At 43.8% G+C, this 22,290-nt stretch carries 14 protein-coding genes; 3 read left to right on the top strand and 11 right to left on the bottom strand.

All coding sequences use genetic code 11. The annotated features are described in order from the left end of the window. Positions 1-253: 253 nt before the first annotated feature. Genes P2A85_RS11305 through P2A85_RS11295 form a run of 3 tightly spaced genes read right to left on the bottom strand, consistent with a single transcriptional unit; the run spans position 254 to position 6,831 of the window. Positions 254-4,057, bottom strand: coding sequence for a CHAT domain-containing protein (locus P2A85_RS11305; RefSeq protein WP_377479826.1), 3,804 nt, complete (start codon positions 4,055-4,057; stop codon positions 254-256). Positions 4,058-4,116: 59 nt separating this feature from the next. Then, positions 4,117-5,133, bottom strand: a complete 1,017-nt coding sequence (locus P2A85_RS11300) for a DUF1822 family protein (protein WP_377479823.1) — start codon at positions 5,131-5,133, stop codon at positions 4,117-4,119. A gap of 51 nt (positions 5,134-5,184) precedes the next feature. Then, a complete protein-coding gene (locus tag P2A85_RS11295) occupies positions 5,185-6,831 on the bottom strand; it encodes a hypothetical protein (RefSeq protein ID WP_377479820.1) in 1,647 nt (548 codons plus the stop codon). 760 nt (positions 6,832-7,591) lie between these two features. On the opposite strand from P2A85_RS11295, the gene P2A85_RS11290 reads away from it, so the two are divergent. Next, the gene (locus P2A85_RS11290; RefSeq protein ID WP_377479817.1) at positions 7,592-7,831 is read left to right on the top strand and encodes a hypothetical protein; all 240 of its coding nucleotides are present in this window, start codon (positions 7,592-7,594) and stop codon (positions 7,829-7,831) included. Positions 7,832-8,051: 220 nt separating this feature from the next. Here the strand turns inward: P2A85_RS11290 and P2A85_RS11285 are convergent, their stop codons facing one another. Further along, positions 8,052-8,444 (bottom strand): DUF2358 domain-containing protein, encoded by a 393-nt coding sequence (locus P2A85_RS11285; RefSeq protein WP_377479814.1) that lies wholly within the window; start codon positions 8,442-8,444, stop codon positions 8,052-8,054. Between the two features lie 69 nt (positions 8,445-8,513). Here P2A85_RS11285 and P2A85_RS11280 point away from each other — a divergent pair, with 69 nt between their 5' ends. Beyond that, positions 8,514-9,128, top strand: a complete 615-nt coding sequence (locus tag P2A85_RS11280) for a glutathione S-transferase N-terminal domain-containing protein (protein WP_377479811.1) — start codon at positions 8,514-8,516, stop codon at positions 9,126-9,128. A gap of 523 nt (positions 9,129-9,651) precedes the next feature. On the opposite strand, the gene P2A85_RS11275 is transcribed toward P2A85_RS11280, so the two are convergent. The 6 genes from P2A85_RS11275 to coaE form a co-directional block, all read right to left on the bottom strand. Further along, positions 9,652-11,076 (bottom strand): NADP-dependent isocitrate dehydrogenase, encoded by a 1,425-nt coding sequence (locus P2A85_RS11275; RefSeq protein ID WP_377479808.1) that lies wholly within the window; start codon positions 11,074-11,076, stop codon positions 9,652-9,654. Between the two features lie 209 nt (positions 11,077-11,285). Continuing rightward, on the bottom strand, positions 11,286-11,900 hold the full coding sequence (locus P2A85_RS11270) for a DedA family protein (RefSeq protein WP_341738435.1): 615 nt from the start codon (positions 11,898-11,900) through the stop codon (positions 11,286-11,288). Between the two features lie 357 nt (positions 11,901-12,257). Further along, the gene (ahcY, locus tag P2A85_RS11265; protein ID WP_371113682.1) at positions 12,258-13,535 is read right to left on the bottom strand and encodes an adenosylhomocysteinase; all 1,278 of its coding nucleotides are present in this window, start codon (positions 13,533-13,535) and stop codon (positions 12,258-12,260) included. A gap of 227 nt (positions 13,536-13,762) precedes the next feature. Next, positions 13,763-14,029, bottom strand: coding sequence for a DedA family protein (locus P2A85_RS11260; RefSeq protein ID WP_377479805.1), 267 nt, complete (start codon positions 14,027-14,029; stop codon positions 13,763-13,765). A 132-nt stretch (positions 14,030-14,161) separates the two neighbouring features. Continuing rightward, a complete protein-coding gene (gene patX / locus P2A85_RS11255; RefSeq protein WP_377479802.1) occupies positions 14,162-14,365 on the bottom strand; it encodes a heterocyst-inhibiting protein PatX in 204 nt (67 codons plus the stop codon). 263 nt (positions 14,366-14,628) lie between these two features. Then, positions 14,629-15,252, bottom strand: a complete 624-nt coding sequence (gene coaE / locus P2A85_RS11250) for a dephospho-CoA kinase (RefSeq protein WP_377479798.1) — start codon at positions 15,250-15,252, stop codon at positions 14,629-14,631. Positions 15,253-15,459: 207 nt separating this feature from the next. On the opposite strand from coaE, the gene P2A85_RS11245 reads away from it, so the two are divergent. Beyond that, complete coding sequence (locus P2A85_RS11245; protein ID WP_377479796.1) at positions 15,460-20,589, top strand: CHAT domain-containing protein; 5,130 nt, start codon at positions 15,460-15,462, stop codon at positions 20,587-20,589. 381 nt (positions 20,590-20,970) lie between these two features. Here the strand turns inward: P2A85_RS11245 and P2A85_RS11240 are convergent, their stop codons facing one another. After that, a complete protein-coding gene (locus tag P2A85_RS11240) occupies positions 20,971-22,152 on the bottom strand; it encodes a trypsin-like peptidase domain-containing protein (protein ID WP_377479793.1) in 1,182 nt (393 codons plus the stop codon). Positions 22,153-22,290: the final 138 nt, after the last annotated feature.

The raw sequence follows: 22,290 nt of genomic DNA, 5'->3' as shown, positions 1-22,290 counted from the left end.
AAACCCGGTTTCTTTGGCCCTGCGTAAGTCCTAATTTATTTAGACTTGGGATGATCTTGACACACTTTTAACTTTTGTTTTTCCTCTGGACGAGTAACGAAATAATCCTTTAAGCGATCGCACCCTGTCGCTAATAGTTCATCTAAGTTCTGATTGCGCCAAATCATCACTTTTCTACCTCCGATAGTTAGGTAGTGACCTCATTCCATAACCGCCGTCATTTTGGATCAATTAGCAAACTTTAATTCTCCCATCACCGCAAACCAGAACAATTAAAACCCGCCCAATAAATAGGATGAGAAAAGGGGTATTCTTCAGAGCAAAGAGATGTCAGTCTGTTCTTGGCATTTTTGATTTTATTAACAATCTTATATCGCTTATCCCAGTTTTGCTCCCATTCTAAATATTCTGGTGAATTTTCTGGGTAGTCGTTAAGTTTGTTCTCCGCTTTTTTGAGATCATCTTTAGCTTGAGGTAATTTTTCGTCTAACATTTTAGTCAAACTTTCCTTGTAGCGAGATTCAAAATTTTTGCCTGTAAGATTACGCAGTTCTTGTTGGGCTTTTTGTAACGCAGCAGGGCGAGTCATTTCTTTATTGTCTTTACGATACTGATAATAAAGAATGCAAAATATCGCGGTTGCTAATTCATCTACTGACCAAAGGGTACTAACAACACTTCTAGCACCCGCACATAAAAACCCAAACCCAATTGTTAGGATATCATCGGTGATACCGGGGTTTCCTACATTCGTTTCGCAGCAAGAGAGGAACACTTCTAAAAGGTCAGGAACTCGCCATCCAGGGGTTAATAATTCTCCCAAAGTCAGTTTTTCACCATTAGCTAAGAGTAATATTGATTCTAACGGTTGATCTAGGCGAGATGAAGCATGATGGCTGGAGTGCAGCACTTGGACTTTTTCATGTTTGACTAATTGACGATAGTTATTTTTAGTAGCTTGGCTGCTTCCTTTTAAGCGCAACTGATTAGGAATATCATACAATTGGGCAATTTCTTCACATTCAAAACTAGCACAGGGTAAGTCATCCGTAGCATCTTCTACCGTGCCATATTTTAGAGCCGTTTCTACAGGGGGACGTTTTTTGCAGAAGTCTAAAACTTGACAACTGGGAGTATAACGAATTAGAAATTTATCGCCTAAATATTCGTTTTCTTCAAGGGGTAAAGCGGCAAAAGGTATCAGGTGCAGGTAAATATGGGGAACTAATATTAGTTCTTCAATTCCCTCTAAATGTTCGGTAATCAGTTTATTTATTTGTAGGCATTGGGCGAGTTTTGTTAGAAAATTGCTGATATTATTTTCCCATGTTTCATTATCGTTTTTATACACAGATAGCCAGTTTTTGACAATCCATATTTGCAGGTTTTCTATACCTTGTCCAGTACAGGTGTGCAACTGAATTCCGTTTTTTCGCAGCACAAAAATATGGGTGTCGCTGCTAATTGTATAGAAACTGAGAATGGCAGTATTAGGCTTCTCAATCAGTCGTCGCATATCAATCAACTCAAGCGGACTGACCTGAATCTGTCCAGCCAGCACTGGGTCTAGTTTGCGGAGTTTTTGCCAGACCTGCTGTTTTTCAGATTCTAAGGTTGCGATGGTTTCGTTGTCGGCTTGTATAGCAACATCGGTGCTTGATGTAGTTCCCAGTTCAAGCATTTCCTCAGTGTTGTTTAAATTGTTTCTATGACGTATGTAGATATATTCAAGTTGTTGTTGCAAGGCCTCATATTCTTCCAAATTCTGCTGGACTTGTGGAGGAATTTCTCCACCAGAATCGAGATCATTGCTCTTCATTAAATCTACAAGCATTTTGGATCGGGAACGCTCGGCGTATTGCAGTGCTTTACCAAGTTGTCCATCATTGATACAAGCTTGCACCATTTTTTCGTATATGCCTTCAGTGGTAAATCCAGCGACCAGTTCTTGGCGTTGTAATTCGGAACTTATGTAAGTACGAACCTGTTCAAGACCATCAATAGCAGCAGTATAACCTTTAAGTGCTTCTGGCCATAATCTAGCATTAAAGGCAGTATTGCCCAAGTCTCGTCCGATATTTAAGCTTTCCCAAGGGAAAGCAGTAGAATTAATACTCTTTAAGGCATCTTGGAAAGTTTGTATGGCTTTCTCAACTTGTCCGTTCTGTTCGTAAACCTGCCCTAAATTACCTTGGAGCGTAACCCATTTATGTGGAAAAGCTTCACGGGTTAAAATCTGTACGGCATTTTCATAGCACGAAATTGCTCGCTTCAGATTCTCTGTACGCTCGCCACTAATGCGATCTTTGTAAATACTTCCCAGATTCGTTTGGATTATTGCCCACCTCTCAGGAAAAGCTTCACGGGTCAAAACCTGCAAAGCATTTGTAGAACAAGCGATTGCCCGTTCCTGATTTTCCGATTTTTCTCCAGATTGTTTTAGAGCGTAAAATCTAGCAAGATTAGCTTGGATTACCACCCACGACGCTGTATTAGCTTCACGAGTAAAAAATTGTAAAGCATTTTCATAGCAGGTGCTGATTAAATTTTCAATATTATCTTCCTCATCATTCTGAGTAGGAGTAGGAATCTGATACAGATTTCCCAGATTCATTTGAATTTCCGCCCATTGTTGTCGGTAAGCTTCATAGGTAAAAATTTGTAGGGCATTATTGTAGCAGTTAACAGCTTGTGCCCACTCTTCTACTTGACCTCCACGAACCCGCTCATAATAAATAACGCCCAAATTATTTTGAGCGAATGCCCAATGTTTGGGAAAATCATCACAATTAATCTTATGTAAAATATTTTCATTATGTACAACTGCTAGAGCCAAATTTTCCGGTCTTTCCCCATAAATTCGCTCACAATAAGCAACTGCTAAACCAATTTGTGTTTCTACCCAGTCTTGTGGATAAGCTGCAAAACTAAGAACCTGTAAGGCATTTTGATAGCAGGTAATCGCCAGTTCTAAATTCAGCGATCGCTCTCCAGAAATGCGGCGATTGTAAGCGTTACCCAAGGTTATTTGAATTTGCGCCCAGTTCTCAGGAAAAGTTTCTCTGGTATGAACCTGTAAGGCTCTTTTACAGTAGATAATGGCTTCCTCCAGATTTTTAATTGGTTCGCCACAAATACGTTCAGTGTAAGCAGCACCCAAGTTGTTTTGGATGGCAGCCCAGTTTTGAGGAAAATCTTCACGGGTATAAACACGTAAAGCCTTTTTATAACAGGCAATTGTCTTCTCAATATTTTCTGCTCTATCACTATGATGACAAGAAAAATAAGCCTGTCCTAGCGTTCCCTGCGTTAATGCCCATTGTTCTGGAAAGGCTTCACGGGTAAAAACCTGTAAAGTGTTTTCCATGTAGGAGATAGCCATATCTAAATTATCTGTTTTTTCACCATGCAATCTTCCACTGTAAGCAAATACCAGCAAACCTTGAATCTCAACCCATACCAAGGGAAATTGCTCGCGTGTGTACACCTTTAGACTAGCAGTGAAGCAGCTAATCGCTTCCTCTAAGTTATCCGACTGCTCGCCTCGGATGCGCTGACGATAAGCCTTTCCCCGTGTGAATTGAGCCGCAGCCCACACATCAGGAAAAAGCTCACTTGTGCATACTTCCAAAGCCTCAGAACAATTATTTATTGCCAGCTCCAAGTTTTCGGCTTCTTCCCCTCTGATGCGCTTCAGGTAAACCGCACCTAAACTTTTTTTAGTGCTGGCCCATTCTCTAGGAAAGGCTTCACGGGTAAGAACCTGTAAAGCATTCTCACAGTAAGCCAGGGATTTTTCAATATTATTTGCGCGATCGCCTGGGATAAATTCTATGAAATAGGCTAAATAATTTTGAATCTTTGCCCAATTTGCTAGAGCATCATTTGAGATTTTGCCCCTATCTGCCAGTTCAACTGATACCTCTTCCATCGTCTGTACTAAGCCAGAGTCAATCAAATCTTGATTCGCCCCCACAATCTCTATAGCTTTGTTACTGGGGGAGTTTAGTAATGCTTGGATGAAATTGCGGTAGGCTGTGTGGCGTTGTATGTACATGATTATGTTCCTCTCAATAATTTTGAGTCACTTTGCTTAGTTTAATTTCATCAATAAACTTATTCTTCGGCCCAGATTTCAGCTAATTTTTTCGCCAACTTTATTGCCAATCTCAATAATTTAATTGTTTCCGATCCCTCACTTGCAGAACGCATATTCTTGTTCTGTGCAGTTGGCGTACTCCCAGCTAAGATATCTACCAAAGCATAGGGAAATGTAGTTGCAGAATTGTTTCCATAAGCTGTATTAAATTGAGCCACAATTTCCAATATAGAGCGATTTTTTAACATTTCCCGAACTTGCACTGCAACTGGATCATCACTATCTAAAAATTCGATCCCTGCTGTTATGGGGTCATTATTGGAAGCAACTACTAAATCATTAATAAATAATGACAACCATGTTGGGGAATCCAATGCTAATCTCGGTACATAACAATCTGGCTGCTTTAACTGTTCCCATAAGCCATTGGATTCACTTTCAGATAAGCTAGGTAAATTAACAAATTTGTATTCTCCTCTCTCATTAGGGCAAATTTCTCGCGCTATTAAAACCGCTTCTAAATCTTCTATTAATTCATCTCTATCCAAATAATAATTTCTGCTAGATTCATCATAAACTCCCTCAGTTGTTAACTTTTTATGACTACAAGCTCCCCAAAACCGCAACCATTCCTCATCAAGATTGATGTACACTCCTAAATAATAATCACCAGCAAATTGAGGTAAGTCAACTAACTCTTGAGGAACACATAAATCACCCCCAATATTATTGCTGTCACTAGGAATCACCACTAAGCGAGTTTCCCCTAATGTTAAAATAGTGCCGTTAATAAACTCTAATACTTTTGATAAATCCGAAGGATAATAACCTAGTTTTTCTTCTAAACCTAACTGAGATTTAATTTGAGAGATAGCCTCAACTACTAAATAATTAAGATACGCTCTCCATCTAATAATATCATTCTGAAAGTTTTTTTCCGCTTGATTCCAAGCATTAATCATCTGTTCCGCTGACAATTCAATATAGAGTTGTTCAGGGTAAAATGTTCGGGTTAATTCTAGTTTTGTTTTCATGGGTTTTTCTCCTTATCGTTTACTAAATTCTGGCGCGGTCAAATCAAATATTCAGGGTTGTTCAGGGGTAACTTTAGCATAAACTTCAACTAAGCGACTAATGGGTGGCTCTAGCAGTGCTAATCCTTCTGGAGATGGATCGAAACCCGCGTTCTTAATTGGCTCAGTAATTTTTTCCCTTACTTTCACTTTTAAGCGCTCAAGTTGATCGTTAGGTCTAGGTATGGGAATATCAGCTAAATCATCGACAATCCAAGAGCGAATTAGAGAAAAGTAGTGATCGGGTAGTAATTCTTTTTCTAATATTTTTTTGATCTCGGCAATTGCATCTAAATTTAATTCTCTCTCAGGACTTAGTTCTCTAATTAAATTAATAAGTCTGGTCAATGCGTTTTGCTTTTTTCTTTTTACCCAATCTTGAGGGTTTCCACCTAAAATCACTCCGATCTCTGTTTGATTCAGTTGAACATTTCCTTGCCCATCTTCTGCCATGAATAAGTCATCTTGAAAGGCATATTCTAACAGTAACAAAACTTTATAGGGGTGTTCAACAGTGTTATCTAACCGATCAATTAAATTAGGGAGTTTTTCTTTTAATTCTGTTGCTTCTGGACTTGGTGGAATGCTAGGATAGTGAACGTCTTTTCGAGATTCAGAGCCATCATCATTTTCTTGAGTATTATCAAGAGTATCTATATTTAGAGGGAAATCTTTACTAAGATATTCTTGGTAAAAACCCAGCAATTCATTTTTGATTTCTTGCCAATCTTTTTTAAGGAGTAAACGCCGATTAAATTCATTAGCCATTCGTTGTAATTGCTCATTATTTGGATCTCTATAGCGAGGTTGCGGTCTGCCATTTCTGATTTCTTCTTCTCGCACATACAGTTGAGCAAAGACTAAAATTAACTCGGTAAAATAATTAACACTGTTTTCAGGAATTTTTAGCCTGTTCAATGTGTTTTGGCGTTCTTCTGGCAAACGCTGAGAAAAATTTCTACAAAAATGATATAATTCTTGCCAAGGATTATCTCTTCTTTCACTATCATATTTCCTGATAATTTCATCAGCAGTCCGTTTATAAAGGCGGTTAACAGCCCAATTTTCTAAAGGATTATTTCTCTCCAACTCAAATCCTGCAAAAACAGTACATTGATGAATTGATTCGATTTTAATAAACAAAAATTGGTTTTCAGAAGGTTCTTGATAAGGCTGATTTGTTCTATTCAACACCTTTTTGAATAGAGGCATTGGGGCTTTAATTCTTTGTTGTTGAAGTTGATTATTCGCCCGTGACCTTGCTCTGGTGGTCACAGTTTCTTGATCGAATTGACCATTTTCTATCAGTTCTTTTTTGCATTGAAAAATTAAAATAGCCCGAAAAACTTGTTCAGTCGCTTTTTCGCAATAGTGTTCTAAGGCGATCGCCAAATGGTTAGATGCTTTTTGGAGTGATTGCTCAACTTTTCCTTTTTTATCACCATTAAGCGACCACTCATTAATAATTGTATGGATTTTAGAAGTATCTCTCGATATTTGTAAAAATTGACGACACCAATAGTCATCTCTGTCCCTATCTCCTTCAGGACAAAACTGAGATAATCCTTGGAAATTATCTTGCCAAATTGGATCGGTTTTTCTTCTGATTTGTTTATCAGCCTTGTATCCTATAACACGATCATAAAATATGGGAAACATTGAATAAATCCTTAATTTCGACGAAAATGAGAGTTTTAGCTATTTTGTTGATTAGAAATATTGCGAAATAAGCTGAAACCCTCAGAGTTCCGTTTGTAAGGATCGGGATTTGAGCCCATTCTGCAAGATGTCTATTATTCTATAACACTTACACACCTCAAGGCTTTATAAGCAAAGATTATATTAATTCCGCTAATGATTAGCGGAATTAATAAATACAAAATTTCCGTCCAAAATTCAAAACCCACTCCGATTAAACAGTATAAGGCTTAAACGCCAAAGCAAACCAAAAGCCTACATGGAGGCAAATAAATGCACGAACAATTCGACCGCGAACACAATTTCCATTTTCACGAGCCCCACGCGCATCAGATCCATCACGCAGATTTTAATTCAATCGGGGATGGGGACGACAATAACTTTTTGAGCGACTGGCTGATTGAAGGAGCAATTTTTGTTCTGAACTTGTTCTCTTAGTCAGTAATTGATTGGCTATTAACACCTGTTGATAGCCATTATCAACCCTCAAACATCTCGAAAATACTCAACAACATCAAGAGGAAACTCATGTTAAACAACCACTATTGCGCTGTGCATGGAAACCACTGTTATAGATGGCTGATTTCGCCATACTTTGCCATTAATTTCAGAAACTGGGTTTCTTGAAGAGGTCAACTAAATATCCGCTTGTCCAACAACAGAAACCCGGTTTCTTGACATATCACCTGATTACTTTCGGATTAAAAGGAGTCCTTCGATTATGAACAGTAATAATGGTTTAGCCACTACTGCTGTAGGTGGCGCATTAGTCGCCGCTAAATTAGCCACCATCAGTGGAGCAACTGCTACTGGTATCGCCACTACTACTGGTGGTATTGGTATTTCTACTGTGGCTACAGCAACAGGAACAGCAATGTCAGTCGCGATCGCACCCGCCATTGCAATTGCAGCACCTGTAGTCGCTGTTGGAGCATTCATTTGGTGGTTGTCGCGTGATTAATTCTCACTAATCTAATTTTGACGATAGGAGAGTCATGACTTACGCACGAAGGGCCAAAAACCCGGTTTCTGCGTCAAAATTTATCGAAAAAAGCGACTATTTTTGGAAGAAACCGGGTTTCTTTGCGTAAGTCCTGAGAGTTGAAAAAGCTCTGCTAAATACCACTGTTGATATCGACCTGTTATGGGTCGATTTTTTATTTCTAAAAAACGCATAATTTTCAGACACCAGGCCTCACAGGAAATACCAATTGTTTGAGCACATCCAACCGCGAACAGTTCCAGTAATCGATGTGAGAAACGATTAAATCATCACTGTTGACTTTCATTTCGCTTCTACCTGCGATCGCCATTTTCGGCCGCCAAGGTAACGGTGCTTTCCAACTCAGCGTCCACCGGGTGTCTATGCTATCTCCAGACTGCGAAATATCGTGCAAATCTAGATTTATATCCTGAAAAAAAGTCCCCATAAACCCGATCATTTTGCGGTAGCGATCGACTCCTGTAAATCGATTCACCGGGTCTTCAAAATAGACATCCTTTGCATAAATGCTGTAGGTCTGATTTTTGGGAAATCTTTGATAATCGTCTTTGAGAATTTCAATAATATCCATTTTGATTAATCATCATTCCTCTGTTATTATAATATAATTTTGATATTCTTGAGAAAAAACCAATAATTTATGATTGACCTCTACACTTTTACCACACCCAACGGCCGCAAAGTCTCCATCATGCTCGAAGAAATAGGCTTACCCTACAACGTGCACGTCATAGACATTAGAAAAAACGACCAATTTAGCCCAGAATTCATCGCCATCAACCCCAACAGCAAAATTCCCGCCATAGTCGATCGCGATAATGGCATTACCGTCTTCGAGTCTGGCGCAATCCTGATCTATCTTGCCGAAAAAATAGGCAGATTTCTACCCACAGACAAAGAAAAATACTTTCAAGTGCTTGAATGGCTGATGTTTCAAATGGCCAGCGTCGGGCCAATGTTCGGTCAACTCAACCACTTCAAACGCTTTGCACCAGAACCAATTCCCTATGCAATTCAACGCTACGAAAAAGAAACCCTGCGGCTGTATGGAGTATTAGACAATCAACTAGCAAAATACGAGTACATCTGCGGCGACTATTCAATTGCCGATATTGCTACCTATCCCTGGGTTGCCATTTATGAATTTCAAGGATTAACCCTCGACAACCATCCCCATCTGAAACGTTGGGTAGAAACCTTGCAAAAGCGTCCCGCAGTACAGCGCGGAATGGCAATTCCGGCTGCACAAAAATAAATAGATATCATCGGTAGGGACAGAACACTACTGAAGCCTGAAACCTCTGATATATGTCGCTTTTACCCGAATCTCGATCCCCCTAAATCCCCCTTGTAGGGGCGGTGCCCCCGTGCCCGCCCTCTTTAGGACTTGGAGAAGATTCCTGTCCCCCCCTTGTAGGGGCGGTGCCCCCGTGCCCGCCCTCTTTAGGACTTGGAGAAGATTCCTGTCCCCCCCTTGTAGGGGCGGTGCCCCCGTGCCCGCCCTCTTTAGGAATTGGAGAAGATTCCTGTCCCCCCCTTGTAGGGGCGGTGCCCCCGTGCCCGCCCTCTTTAGGACTTGGAGAAGATTCCTGTCCCCCCCTTGTAGGGGCGGTGCCCCCGTGCCCGCCCTCTTTAGGACTTGGAGAAGATTCCTGTCCCCCCCTTCTTAAGGGGGGCTAGGGGGGATCTGGACTCGAACAAAAGCGATATTCCTCATGGGTTTCAGGCTTAAGTTGACACCAATGAACACTGTTGTGTCCTCTTCCTCTGTTGCCAGATCAATCCGCGAAATGCTTAATAATCGCCTCCGCAAACTCCGAACACTTCAACTCCGGCACTGGGGGCTCCATCAAGCGAGCTAAATCATAGGTAACTTCACCGTTAGAAATAGCCGCAGCCAAACCTTTCTTAATCAAGTCTGCCGCTTCCTGCCATCCCATGTATTCCAACATCATCACCCCAGACAAAATCAGCGAACCGGGATTGACTTTATCCAAACCAGCGTGTTTCGGTGCAGTACCGTGAGTGGCCTCAAAAACTGCACATTCATCGCCAATATTAGCGCCGGGGCCCATGCCCAATCCGCCGACAATTGCGGCCGCTGCATCGGACAAATAATCGCCGTTCAAATTCATTGTCGCCAAAATCGAATATTCGCCTGGTCGAGTTTGAATTTGTTGGAAAATGCTGTCAGCAATTCTGTCATTGACCATGATTTTCTCTTTCCATTTGCCGTCGCCATGACTATCCCAAATTGCTGCTAAAACATCAGCGACTTCCTGAGTTATTTTGGCTTGTTTTTCGGGTGTCAAAGCATCAAATCCCGGATCTATTTTGCGGGCATTATCTTCTAAGCTAATGTCAGGATTTTTTTCTTTGTTCCCCAGAATCCAAGACTCTCTTTCTGTGACGCACTCAGCACGATATTCGGTGGTTGCTAATTCGTAACCCCAATCTCGGAAAGCTCCTTCGGTGTATTTCATGATGTTGCCTTTGTGCACCAAAGTCACTTGCTGCTTTTCTTTTGGCAACCGCAAGGCGTGGGTAATGGCACGCCGTACTAACCGCTGAGAACCTGTTTTGCTAATGGGTTTAATGCCGATTCCAGAATCGAGGCGAATTTGTTTTTTGCCGTGTTCTGGTGTGGCGGGAATTAATTCATTATTGAGGTATTCAATTAGTTTTTGGCCAATTTCGCTATCTTTTGCCCATTCAATTCCGAGGTAAATATCCTCTGTATTTTCCCGGTAAATAATGACGTCTAGCAGTTCGGGAGTTTTGTGTAATGATGGGGTTCCATCATAATATTTGCATGGGCGCACGCAGGCGTAAAGGTCAAAGATTTGTCGCAAAGCTACGTTTAGCGATCGAATTCCGCCGCCTATGGGCGTTGTCAGCGGGCCTTTGATGGCGACACCGTATTCTTTGATGGCATCTAGGGAATCTTGTGGTAAATATTGGTAAGTACCGTAGACATCACAGGCTTCGTCGCCTACATAGATTTTAAACCAGTTGATTTTGCGATCGCCCCCGTAGGCCTGTTCTACAGCAGCATCCATGACTTTCTGGGATGCTGGCCACAAGTCCACACCCGTACCGTCACCGCGAATGAACGGAACGATCGGGTCATTGGGGACGATCGGCAAACCGTCTTTGAAAGTAATTTTAGAACCAGTTGTCGGGGCTACAATCTTTTCGTACATATCTTAACAGTGCGGATAGCAATTCTTCCTATTTTGCCACGATTGTCTGTCTAAACTTCAACTAATTCTCAAGAATTGCCTAAATTTTGAATAGTTTATCTGCTGCTGTATCTCTTGTAACCAAATTGGGATTATATTAATTAATTTTAAATCGCAGATGGACGCAGATAAACGCAGATTTTTTGTGATCTCTGCATTTATCTGTGATTCTATTCTTTTTGCATATTCTTTTTGATAATCCACAAAATAAACCAGATGACTATAATCACGACAACTATTTTGGAAACAGGAGCGAGATATTGATCTACAAGTTCATAATTTTTCCCTAGTTTCCCTAGTTGATATCCGGCAAAGGTGAGAAAACTAACCCACAAAATAGTGCCGCCTGTTGAGTATGCCAGGAATGGAATTAAAGGCATATTGTTGATGCCAGCGGGGAGGGAAATCAGGGTGCGAACTCCGGGGACGAGGCGACACAAAAACACGGCTTTGTTGCCGTGTCTGTTAAACCATCGATTTGCTTTGTCAATATCGGCACCTGATACAGTAATCCATTTGCCGTATTTGTCGGCTAAATGTTTTAACCGTTCTTCGCTCAATAATTTACCGGCATAGTACCAGGGAAGTGCTCCGAGAACGGTGCCGATGACTCCGGCTGCGATCGCCGGTGCCAACTGCATCTCATTACTTTTCGATGCGGTGAATCCTGCAAAGGGCATAATCAATTCTGAGGGTATGGGCGGGAACAGGTTTTCCAAAAACATCAATAATGCAATGCCCAGATAACTCATGGACTGCATTGTGTTAGTTATCCATTCAACCATTTTGATTTAATAATTTGGTAATAGGTATAGCAGAAGGAAGTTCGGCAACGGATTATGTAACGGATGTAACGGATGTCAGGAAGACCGAATGCCGAAGTTCATGAAGTAGGGACACCGCAATGCCCAGGGAGTGTCAACTTAAGGTCAAACCCAGTCAGAGACTGTTGTTTGACTATTAAATCTAGATCCCCCCTAGCCCCCCTTAAGAAGGGGGGGACAGGAGTCCGATCAAAGTCCCCCTTCTTAAGGGGGATTTAGGGGGATCTAGACTTGGCTATGAACGAGAGATACCAAGGCTTTCAGGCTTAAGTTGACACCTATGGGCGAAAGCCTGTGTCCCTACGGTGGGATAGATGATTAAGTACCAGAAGTCCAAGAGTTTGTGTACTCAATTTGCTCTGGAGTCAAGGTATCAATGAAAATACCCATTGCTTCCAATTTGAGACGCGCGATTTCTCTGTCAACTTCGACAGGGATTGAATGAATACCTGGCTCTAATTTGCCTTTATTAGTGACAAGATGTTCGGCGGCTAAGGCTTGGTTAGCAAAGCTCATATCCATCACGGCACTGGGGTGTCCTTCAGCGGCGGCCAAGTTGATCAAACGGCCTTCGCCCAAGACAATAATCGACTTGCCATTATTGAGACGGTATTCTTGGGTGAAAGAACGTACAGTCTTGACATCGGTGCTTTTTGCGCCGAGGGATTTGAGGTCAATTTCAATGTCGAAGTGACCGGAATTGCAAACCATTGCGCCGTCTTTCATGGTGTCGAAATGTTCGGCACGAATGACGTGTTTGTTGCCCGTAACGGTGATGAAAATGTCTCCGACGGTGGCTGCTTCGTCCATTGGCATCACGCGGAAGCCGTCCATCACTGCTTCGATCGCGCGAATCGGATCAATTTCAGTGACAATTACGTTAGCGCCCATGCCGCGAGCCCGCAGTGCCGTGCCTTTGCCACACCAACCGTAACCTGCAACCACAATATTTTTACCGGCTAACAAGATGTTGGTAGCGCGGATAATGCCGTCTAGGGTGGATTGACCGGTACCGTAGCGGTTGTCGAAGAAGTGCTTGGTGTCGGCATCGTTAACGTTCATCGCGGGGAAAGTCAACACGCCATCTTTCAACATCGCCCGCAGACGCACGATACCTGTGGTGGTTTCTTCGGTGGTGCCGATTAAGTCGGAAATTTGGTTGGGGCGGTGTTGGATCAGCGCTGCTACTACGTCGCTACCGTCATCGATGATAATGTTGGGACGGTGGTCTAGGGCTGTGTAAACGTGACGTTCGTAGGTAGCTGCGTCTTCTCCTCTCATGGCGTAGACGGAAATGCCGTAGTCTTCAACTAAGCAAGCTGCTACGTCGTCTTGGGTGCTCAAGGGGTTGCTGGCGATGAGCACGGCGTCTGCACCGCCCATTTTCAGGGCGATCGCCAAATGAGCTGTTTCTGTAGTAACGTGGCAGCAAGCTGAAATACGGATGCCTGCGAAGGGCTTTTCTTTAGCGAATCGTTCTTGAATTTGGCGCAACACCGGCATTTCCCGGCCTGCCCACTCGATGCGTTGTCTTCCCAAGGGGGCTAGGGATAAGTCTTTGACTTCGTGTTTAATCTGAACTGATGTTGCAACCATTTATGTTATTTCTGACAAATCATTCAACTGTGTTAGTTGTACCAGATTAACCTAGGGAGCGGCAAGTTCCCGGATTGGATGCTGGTGAGACGCAGACGGGCTAAATGGAGGTTAGATGTGCGATTTTCTAGGCGAATCTACGGAATCTGGCAATAGACCCCATTACTTTCGGTCGTGTTATATTGCTAGTGCGATCGGCTCCATCTATCCGTCTGGGACCCTCGCCCTCAATCTTTTTTGCTGTGGCGGCGTTCTTGAATGATATGAATAATAGAAGGCACAAAAGAAAACACAATTATTCCCAAAACTATCGGCAATAAATATTTATCCACATCAGGAATTACCCTTCCCAAATAATAACCCATCAACGTGATGCCAAAGGTCCACAAAAACCCACCTGCTAAGTTGTAAGACATAAAAGTTTTGTATTTCATTGCCGCCACCCCGGCAACTATCGGCGCAAAAGTGCGGATAATTGGCATAAATCGTGGCATGACAACACTATCTGCTGGATTAATTGGTCAGGTGGGCGAGTTCCAGAATTACTAAAAATTAAATAGTTCAAAAAACTCGCCTGACGCACTCTAAAATTCGATATTACCCATGCCTGTTGCGTCGAGGACTGTTTATCTTCCGCTACCTCGTTCGGGAGCAGAATCTTGATCTGTCTCTGTGGAAGAATTTGGATTATCGGCTTGGGATGTTAACAATTCGGGAACATATTTGTACTCAGAAAAAAATGTCTGAGGAATTTGTAGGCTTTGAGCGTTAACTGGAGTGCTGCTCAATAACAGAGTTGACATTAGGATAGAAGAGTAAGTACGCATCATAAAGTTCGGTGTTTCTAGTTTCCGCTTCTTGATACGCAGTCTCTGCTCTGATATCAGGGTAAAAAAAATGCAAGTTTTGCAAAATTACCAATTAATAATCGATGCAATCTGCAAGTTTTTTACGCCTCCGATTTAGGGGGTGATACCCCTCATTAGTGTCCCCTGAAGAAGGGGCGGCAATTAAATCTCATAGAATTTTAGGCTTGATATCCCCGACTTATTTAAGAAGTCGGCGAGAGCGCACAAATTTTTCAAGGCAAAATTTAAAATCGGCTAATGATGGCATCTACCTGGACAAACAGCGAGTCGAGACTGGAGGAGTTGTCCAAAACAACATCAGCTTTCTGACACTTTTGCTCTAGGGGAAACTGACTATTAATGCGGGCATTAGCTAGATCGACACTCAAGCCATCTCGCTTGATTAGCCGTTCTAACTGTACAGAGGGTGAACAGTAAACTACCCAAATTTCTGTACATAAATCTGTCATGTTAGCTTCAAACAGTAGTGGGACTGCTAAAACCAGAGTCAATGTGTTTGTGGATACAAGATGCGATCGAGCAATGTAACTTTGAGTGGCTTCAACAAAACGGTGACGGACATAAGGGTGAATTTGTTGTTCTAGCCACTGCCGTTCGGCTGGGTTACAAAAAATAATATTTCCCAACTCCGGGCGATTTAAATTGCCGTCTGGGAGTAAAACACCAGCACCGTAGCGTTCTACAATAGAACTCAGTATTGGCGAACCTGGACACACAGCTTCGCGGGCATAAATATCGGCATCTAAAATCCTCCATCCATAACGATCGCCCAGATAATTAGAGATAGCGGTTTTACCCGTAGCGATGCCCCCTGTCAAACCAATGATCCGCAAAATTAGATCGCTCATACTGCCTTATTTGTTGAATTGCTGTGTTTGGACAGTGCTTGCCAACGTTTGCTATGTTGGTGACACACTCAAAATTAGACTAAGAATTTAAGATTTGAGAGCGAGAGCTCACGTTAGGAATAGTGAGGATTGGGGTGCGATGACTGTTTTTTGGCTAAAATCTCCATTTTTTTACTCCTATTAAGGTCTAGACCGAGGCAAACTATTATGAATGCTCAACGTGCTGTACGGTCAATTCTGGCAGCAATTCCCATTGCCGGACTTTGGATATTAGATTTTTCACCCAGTCTGCTGTTGGCGAAACAAAACAGCACTAGATGGGTGATTGTAGGAATTTATCCCCAATCTCAAATTGCCTGTGCCCAATCCATTGTTCCCGCCACAGACAAGACGAACACGACTGTTACTCCAGGTGCGACAGGGCGCTATGACATTACAGGAGGCGCTACCTCAAAAGATGGTAAAAATCAATTCCACAGTTTCACTCGATTTGGTTTAAATTCTGGGGAAACAGCGAATTTTATTTCAAATCAGGACATAAAAAATATATTTGGCCGCGTTGTTGGTGGCGATGCTTCGTTTATTAATGGGTTGATAAAAGTTAGCGGTGGTAATTCCAATCTATTTTTGGTCAACCCCGCAGGAATCATTTTCGGCAGTAATGCCCGCCTGGATGTGCCGGGGTCTTTTTTTGCTACTACTGCTAGCAGCATTGGTTTTGATAATCGTTGGTTCAATAGCACAGGGATTAATGATTATGCAGCCCTGGTGGGAACACCTAGTGCTTTTGCTTTTTCAGCGCAGTCAGGGAGCATAGTTAATGTTGGTAAATTAGCCGTGGGCAATGGACAAAATTTAACTCTGCTTGGGGGCACAGTCATCAGCACAGGAGAACTTTCGGCTCCTGGGGGTCAAATCACAGTCGCAGCAGTGCCGGGAGAGCATCTGGTGCGCTTGAGCCAAAATGGGATGTTGCTGAGTTTGGAAGTTTCTGGGCCTACTGGTGTTTCTGACTCAAATTCTTTGCCGTTTTCGCCACTGAGTTTACCTCGGCTGCTTTCTGGAGGAGGGAGTGACCACGCCACCGGACTTAGCACCAATTCCCAAGGTCAAGTGGTACTGACTGGAGGAGAAGCTATTTCGGCAAGTCCAGGAACGGCTGTAGTATCGGGTGCTGCCAATGTGTCGGCTCCCAATGGCACAGGAGGTACTGTTCATGTCTTGGGGGAAAGAGTAGGGCTGTTTTCGGCCAAGATTGATGCTTCGGGAGCTGAGGGTGGGGGTACCGTGCGAGTTGGGGGAGATTATCGAGGTGGGGGAACTCTGCCTACTGCAAATATGACTTATGTCGATGGCAAGAGTTCGATCGCCATTAATGCTACTCGATCGGGCAATGGGGGTAGCGCCGTCGTCTGGGCGGATGGTACAACCGTGTTTTCCGGGAATGTGAATGCTAGGGGTGTTTCTACAGTTCCTAATGTTGGTGGTGCGGGTGGGTTTGTCGAGGTTTCTGGTAAAAAAGGGTTGATTTTTAATGGGAGTGTAGATACTAGGGGTACAAATGGTTTGGGGACTTTGTTGTTAGACCCGGAAAATATTGTGGTGACAGATGCCGCAGCCGGTGCTGATGATGCTGCAATTTTGGCTAATGGTGGTATTTTGGGTTCTGCAACTTCACCAGGATTGTCCAGTAGTTCAGGGAGTTCTTTGACTATTTCAGCGAGGGCTTTGGAGGGTATTTCGGCGACTACTAATGTAGTTTTGGAAGCTTTCAATGATATTAAAATTTCTGATTTGGCAGACGATAGGTTGAGTTTTCAAACTACTACTGGTTCTGTGACTTTTCGGGCTGATGCCGATGGTAATGGTACGGGTTTGTTTGCAATGAATAGTAGGGATACTATTAGCACAGAAGGTGGGGCTATCGCAATTTTTGGTAGGGAAATTAATGTGGGTAATTTGTTGAGCAAAGGGGGAAATATTAGCTTGACGAGTCAGGGAGCGATTGTTGGTAATAATATTTCGGCATCTAATCCCAACAATGGTCGCAGTGGCAATGTTTTGCTGGAAGGGCTGAGCGTAAGGGCAGAAAAAGTTGATGTGAGTGGTTCCCGAAGTGCGGGAATTGTGAATTTAACGGCTCAGAATGTTCTGAGTGTTGGGGGGATTGCGGGCGGTTCGGGAAATATTAGTTTGACGGGCAATGAAATTGACTTGAAGGGTGGGAATAATTCGGTGAGTGGGACTGGTTTTTTGGTGTTGCAACCTTGGAGTCCTGGTCAAAATATAGCGATCGCGGGTACGGGTAACTTGGGTAGTAATAGTTTTTTGAATCTGACGGCGAGCGATTTAGGAAGTTTACAAAATGGTTTTGCCGGAATCACGATCGGGCGTAGTGATAGCAGCGGTTCGATTCTGGTTGCTAATAATTTGAATTTTTCAGACCCGCTGATGATTCAGTCACCTTCGGATCGGGGAACAATCACTACTACCAGTTCCCTCACCGGCACAGACAATGCCTCTGTTACTCTGAAAGCTGATGGCAGTATCAGAACTGGTAATATTTCAACTAACGGTCAGGAGATTCGCATCACCAGCCAAACAGGTAACATTATTGCCGATCGACTACGGACAGGTACAGAAGCGACTCTCACTTCTTCATCGAATTCTGGGGCGGTGTCGCGAGTGGCTGGGGATGTGACGCTGACGGCTGCGGCGAAAGTGACTGTAGGGGCGATCGATACTAGAGGAAATATTGCTGGTAATGTGACACTGACTGGTAGGGAGGGAGTAAGTGTCGGGCCGATGGAGGCTGGTGGTTTGCAAACAGCGGGCAATATTACTTTAACTGGTGGGGAAATTGACCTGACGGGTAACAAAAATTCCGTCGCTAGCAATGGTAGTTTGGTGTTGCAACCAACGGAGGCACCTCAAAATATCACCATTGGTGGTGATGGAAACAAAGAAGGTTTGAATCTGACTGGGGCTGAGTTGGGGACTTTGCGCAATGGGTTTGTTTCTATTGCGATCGGGCGTTCTGATGGTAATGGTCAAGTTTTGATTGGGCTATCGCCTTCAACACCCATGCCGAGTTCAGCTCCTAACTCTACTCTAGTACCTACTGTTACTTTTCAAGACCCGATCGTGATTCGATCGCCCTTGGGAACCGGTACTATCATGGGAACGGCTGCGATCGCGGGCATTGACAACGCCTCTATTACCTTAATCGCCGGTAGCGTCAAGATTGGCGATATTACCTCCCCCGCAGGCATCAACATTACTAGCAGTCAGGGGAACATCACCACAGGAACTTTATCTTCTCGTTCCACCAACGGGGGGGCAGGAGATATCAACATCCGCAGCGCTAATGCTGTAGCATCGGGCAACATCGATGCCTTTGGTGCCAAAAGCGGCGGAGATATCTCCATTACCGCACCAGGTTCGATCGCGACAGGGGTGATTAATTCTAGTTCGGAGTTAGGAAAAGCCGGTTCTAGCACCATCACGGGGCAAAAAGATATTCAAGTTACTTCGATCAAGGCTCGTGGGAATACGGGGGGTGATGTGGAAATCACCGCAGGAGGAGCTTTTCGAGCCACAGTTACCAACACAAACACTGAGGGCGACCCCGTTAGCATCTCCACAGAGGGCCAAGTGCGATCGGGTTCCCAGACTTTGCTGCAAAGTAGTTGCAAATCAGGAACCTGCACTGTCACGCCTCTGGCCACTGCAAATTCTAAGCCTAACACCACGACAAATACAACTACTGGCTCGATCGCGATCGAACCGAGTCCAGCACCCAAGACAACCATCCAACTAAAAACCACAACCAATTCCCAAGAATTGGTGGTGGCGCCGAATTCGATCGCGATCGACCCGGTACCAAAGAGCACAACGACAAACATCTCTTCAGACCAGGCTGCCAGCAGCCTGGGGAGTAGCAAAACTAGCACTCAAGGAGAAACCCAATCACTGTCTCCATCGGTGTTAAATAACAATCCAGACACCGCTAGCTCCACCAATAGCGACGGAGGGACAACTGCCCAAAAGCCGGGTAGTTATCAGAGTGTGATAGTTGCCGAAAGTTCTCGATCGAACAATTCCATAACTCAACGAAATCCCATCGACGCAGTGCAGCAAAGAGAGCAAATTCAGGGGAAAGAATTTGAACGTTATTTTGGCGGCAATTTATCAGAAAAATCTGTAACGCCACAAACTATTCGAGATACCCTCAGCAGCGTTAATCGCTTGACCGGAGTAAAACCTGCGATCGTTTATGTATGGGCCAAAGCCAACAATTTAGAATTGGTACTGCTCTTACCCGATGGCAAAAATATCTTTAAAAGCGTACCAGCCAGCCGCGAAACAGTGCTGCAAGTTGCGAAGGAATTTACCAATGCTGTGCGAAGTCCCCGGAGATTAAGCAGTGCTGACTATAAGGAACCGGGCGAGCAACTTTACCAGTGGTTAATTGCACCCCTGGAAGCAGATTTGGAATTGCATAAAATTGATACTCTAGCATTTTCGATGGATGCTGGTTTGCGAACTTTACCTTTGGCTGCTCTTTATAACGGCAAGCAATTTTTGGTGGAGAAGTATAGTTTGGGATTGATTCCTAGTTTGAGCTTAACTGATACTCGCTATAGCAATCTTAAAGATGCTAGGGTTTTGGCGATGGGTGCATCGAAATTTCCTGAAAAGTACGATCAAAATCCTTTGCCGGCTGTGCCGCTGGAGATATCCACAATTGTGGGTAAGATTTGGCCTGGTTTGTCTTTTTTGAATGAGAACTTTACTTTGCCAAATTTGAGGGAAAAGCGTCAGCAGGAGTACAAAATTATTCATTTGGCTACTCATGGTGAGTTTCAACCAGGGGGTGCTGAGAATTCTTATATTCAGTTTTGGGATACTAAGTTGCGGTTGAGCGAGTTGGATGAGTTGAAGTTATCGAATCCGCAGGTGGAGTTGTTGGTTTTGAGTGCTTGTACGACGGCGGTGGGTGATGAACAGGCTGAGTTGGGTTTTGCGGGATTGGCGGTGAATGCGGGGGTGAAGTCGGCTTTAGCGAGTTTGTGGTATGTGAGTGATGCTGGTACTTTGGGGTTGATGACGGAGTTTTATCAGCAGTTGCGTGTAGCTCCGATTAAGGCTGAGGCTTTACGACAGGCGCAGTTGGCGATGTTGCGGGGAGAGGTACGTTTGGAGGATGGTTATTTGGTGCGATCGGGTAATCGTCAGGCTTTACCTTTACCTGGGGAGTTGACGGCGCGGGGAGACAAAAATTTGTCCCATCCTTATTATTGGGCGGCTTTTACAATGATTGGTTCGCCTTGGTAATTGGGAATTGGGAATTGGGAATTGGGAATTGGGAATTGGGAATTGGGAATTGGGAATTGGTAATTGGTAATTGGTTATTGGTTATTGGTTGTTGGTTGTTTGTTATATAAAATCCTCTCTTCATCGTCCTGTATTAAACTCTCTCTTCTCTTCCTTCGCGTCCTTAGCGCCTTCGCGGTTAAATCATATCATTTCCGGTTACACCGTCAGGTGATGTTGACAGTTGACGGTTGACAGTTGACGGTTGACGGTTGACAGTGAACAGTGAACAGTGAACTCGAATTTACTATTCCGATGAAGAGAGGATTTGATATTATTAGTTATTCGTCCTCACAAATAACTAATAACTCATAACAACATTCAACATTCAACATTCAACAATCATTGCAACTGTTCGATTCTTTTACGAGCATCTTGATAGGCGCTTGTTCTCCCACCTTGTTTGTAAAGTTCTGCTGCTTTTTGAAAGTCGGCAATGGCTTGGGGTTTGTCTTTGTTTTCGAGGTGGGCTAGGGCTCGGTTGTAGTAGGCGTCGGCAAAGCCGGGATTGGCTGCGATCGCCCGCGTGTATGCTTGAATAGCGCTTGGACCACGGGTGGGATCGACGCTACCGATGAGAGTGCGGGCATTGCCGATATTGAAGTATATTTCGGGAGTGTAGTTAGACTTAGAAGCAAGCGCTTTGTTGAAATCCGCGATCGCCTCCCAAGCATCTCCTCGATCTAACCGCGAAAGTCCTCGAAAATAATAGCTTTGGGGATCTTGAGGATTAGTGCTCGATACCGGGCCTTGGATGGCGGGGGTATTGTCTAGTCTCAATTCCGATGGTTTCATTCCCGCCAGGGCCAGTTTCGCCATAAAAGTATTGATCGGAACTGCTGCATTAAATCCTGTTTTAATTGGGGCGACTTCACCGGAACTGGTTTGGGCGAAACCAAACTCGCCTTGTCCGTGTAAGCCGATGACTCGACCTTCGGAGTCAAACACTGGCCCGCCACTCATACCACTCCAAGTTACTGCTTGATAACGCAAAGTGTAACCTTCGGGTCGATTTCGCGGGCGGCTGGTAACGAGTCCGGGAGAGAGTTCTGGTTCTCTTTCGGCGCCGAAAAGTCCGCCCGTAGCGGGATAGCCGTAAACGAAGATTTGAGTACCAATGACGGCTCGATCGGAATCGGCGATCGTTGCTACTGGGTATTCTTCTGGACTTTCAAATTTGACTAAGGCTAAATCCGCTTCGGTTTGGGATGTTTGCAAGCGGGTGACTGAGGTTGCTTGATAGTTTTTGCCAATGGAAGTGCGAACTGTATATTTGACATCGGCTTTTTCTACTACGTGATTGACGGTTAAAACTGTGTAATTTTTGCCGTTTTTGGCAATGATTACGCCGGAACCGTCTCCTAGGGTGCTGTTAACTTGTACTGTTAGTGGGCCGGCAATGTTTGCTACTTCTTGGGGAGTTTTGGCGATCGCTGGTTGGCTGATAATGATTGTTAAGGCTGCGACGCTAGTGCCTGCTAGTATGCTGCTTAAGGTATCAAAACGGGAAAAATTTATATTCATGGCTATTCCTAATTACTATTTGACCAGGGAAATTTTGCCGGAGGGGATGGAATGTTTGTGCTGTGTTGGTTTTAAGTTTTCTTAATTACTTGACGCAAACCCTGTCTAGTTTGTTCTTGTTCTTGATTAATAATTTTA

The organism is Microcoleus anatoxicus, assembly GCF_042465725.1.
GTDB lineage: Bacteria > Cyanobacteriota > Cyanobacteriia > Cyanobacteriales > Microcoleaceae > Microcoleus > Microcoleus anatoxicus.
This window is presented reverse-complemented; position numbering and strand designations above follow the sequence as displayed.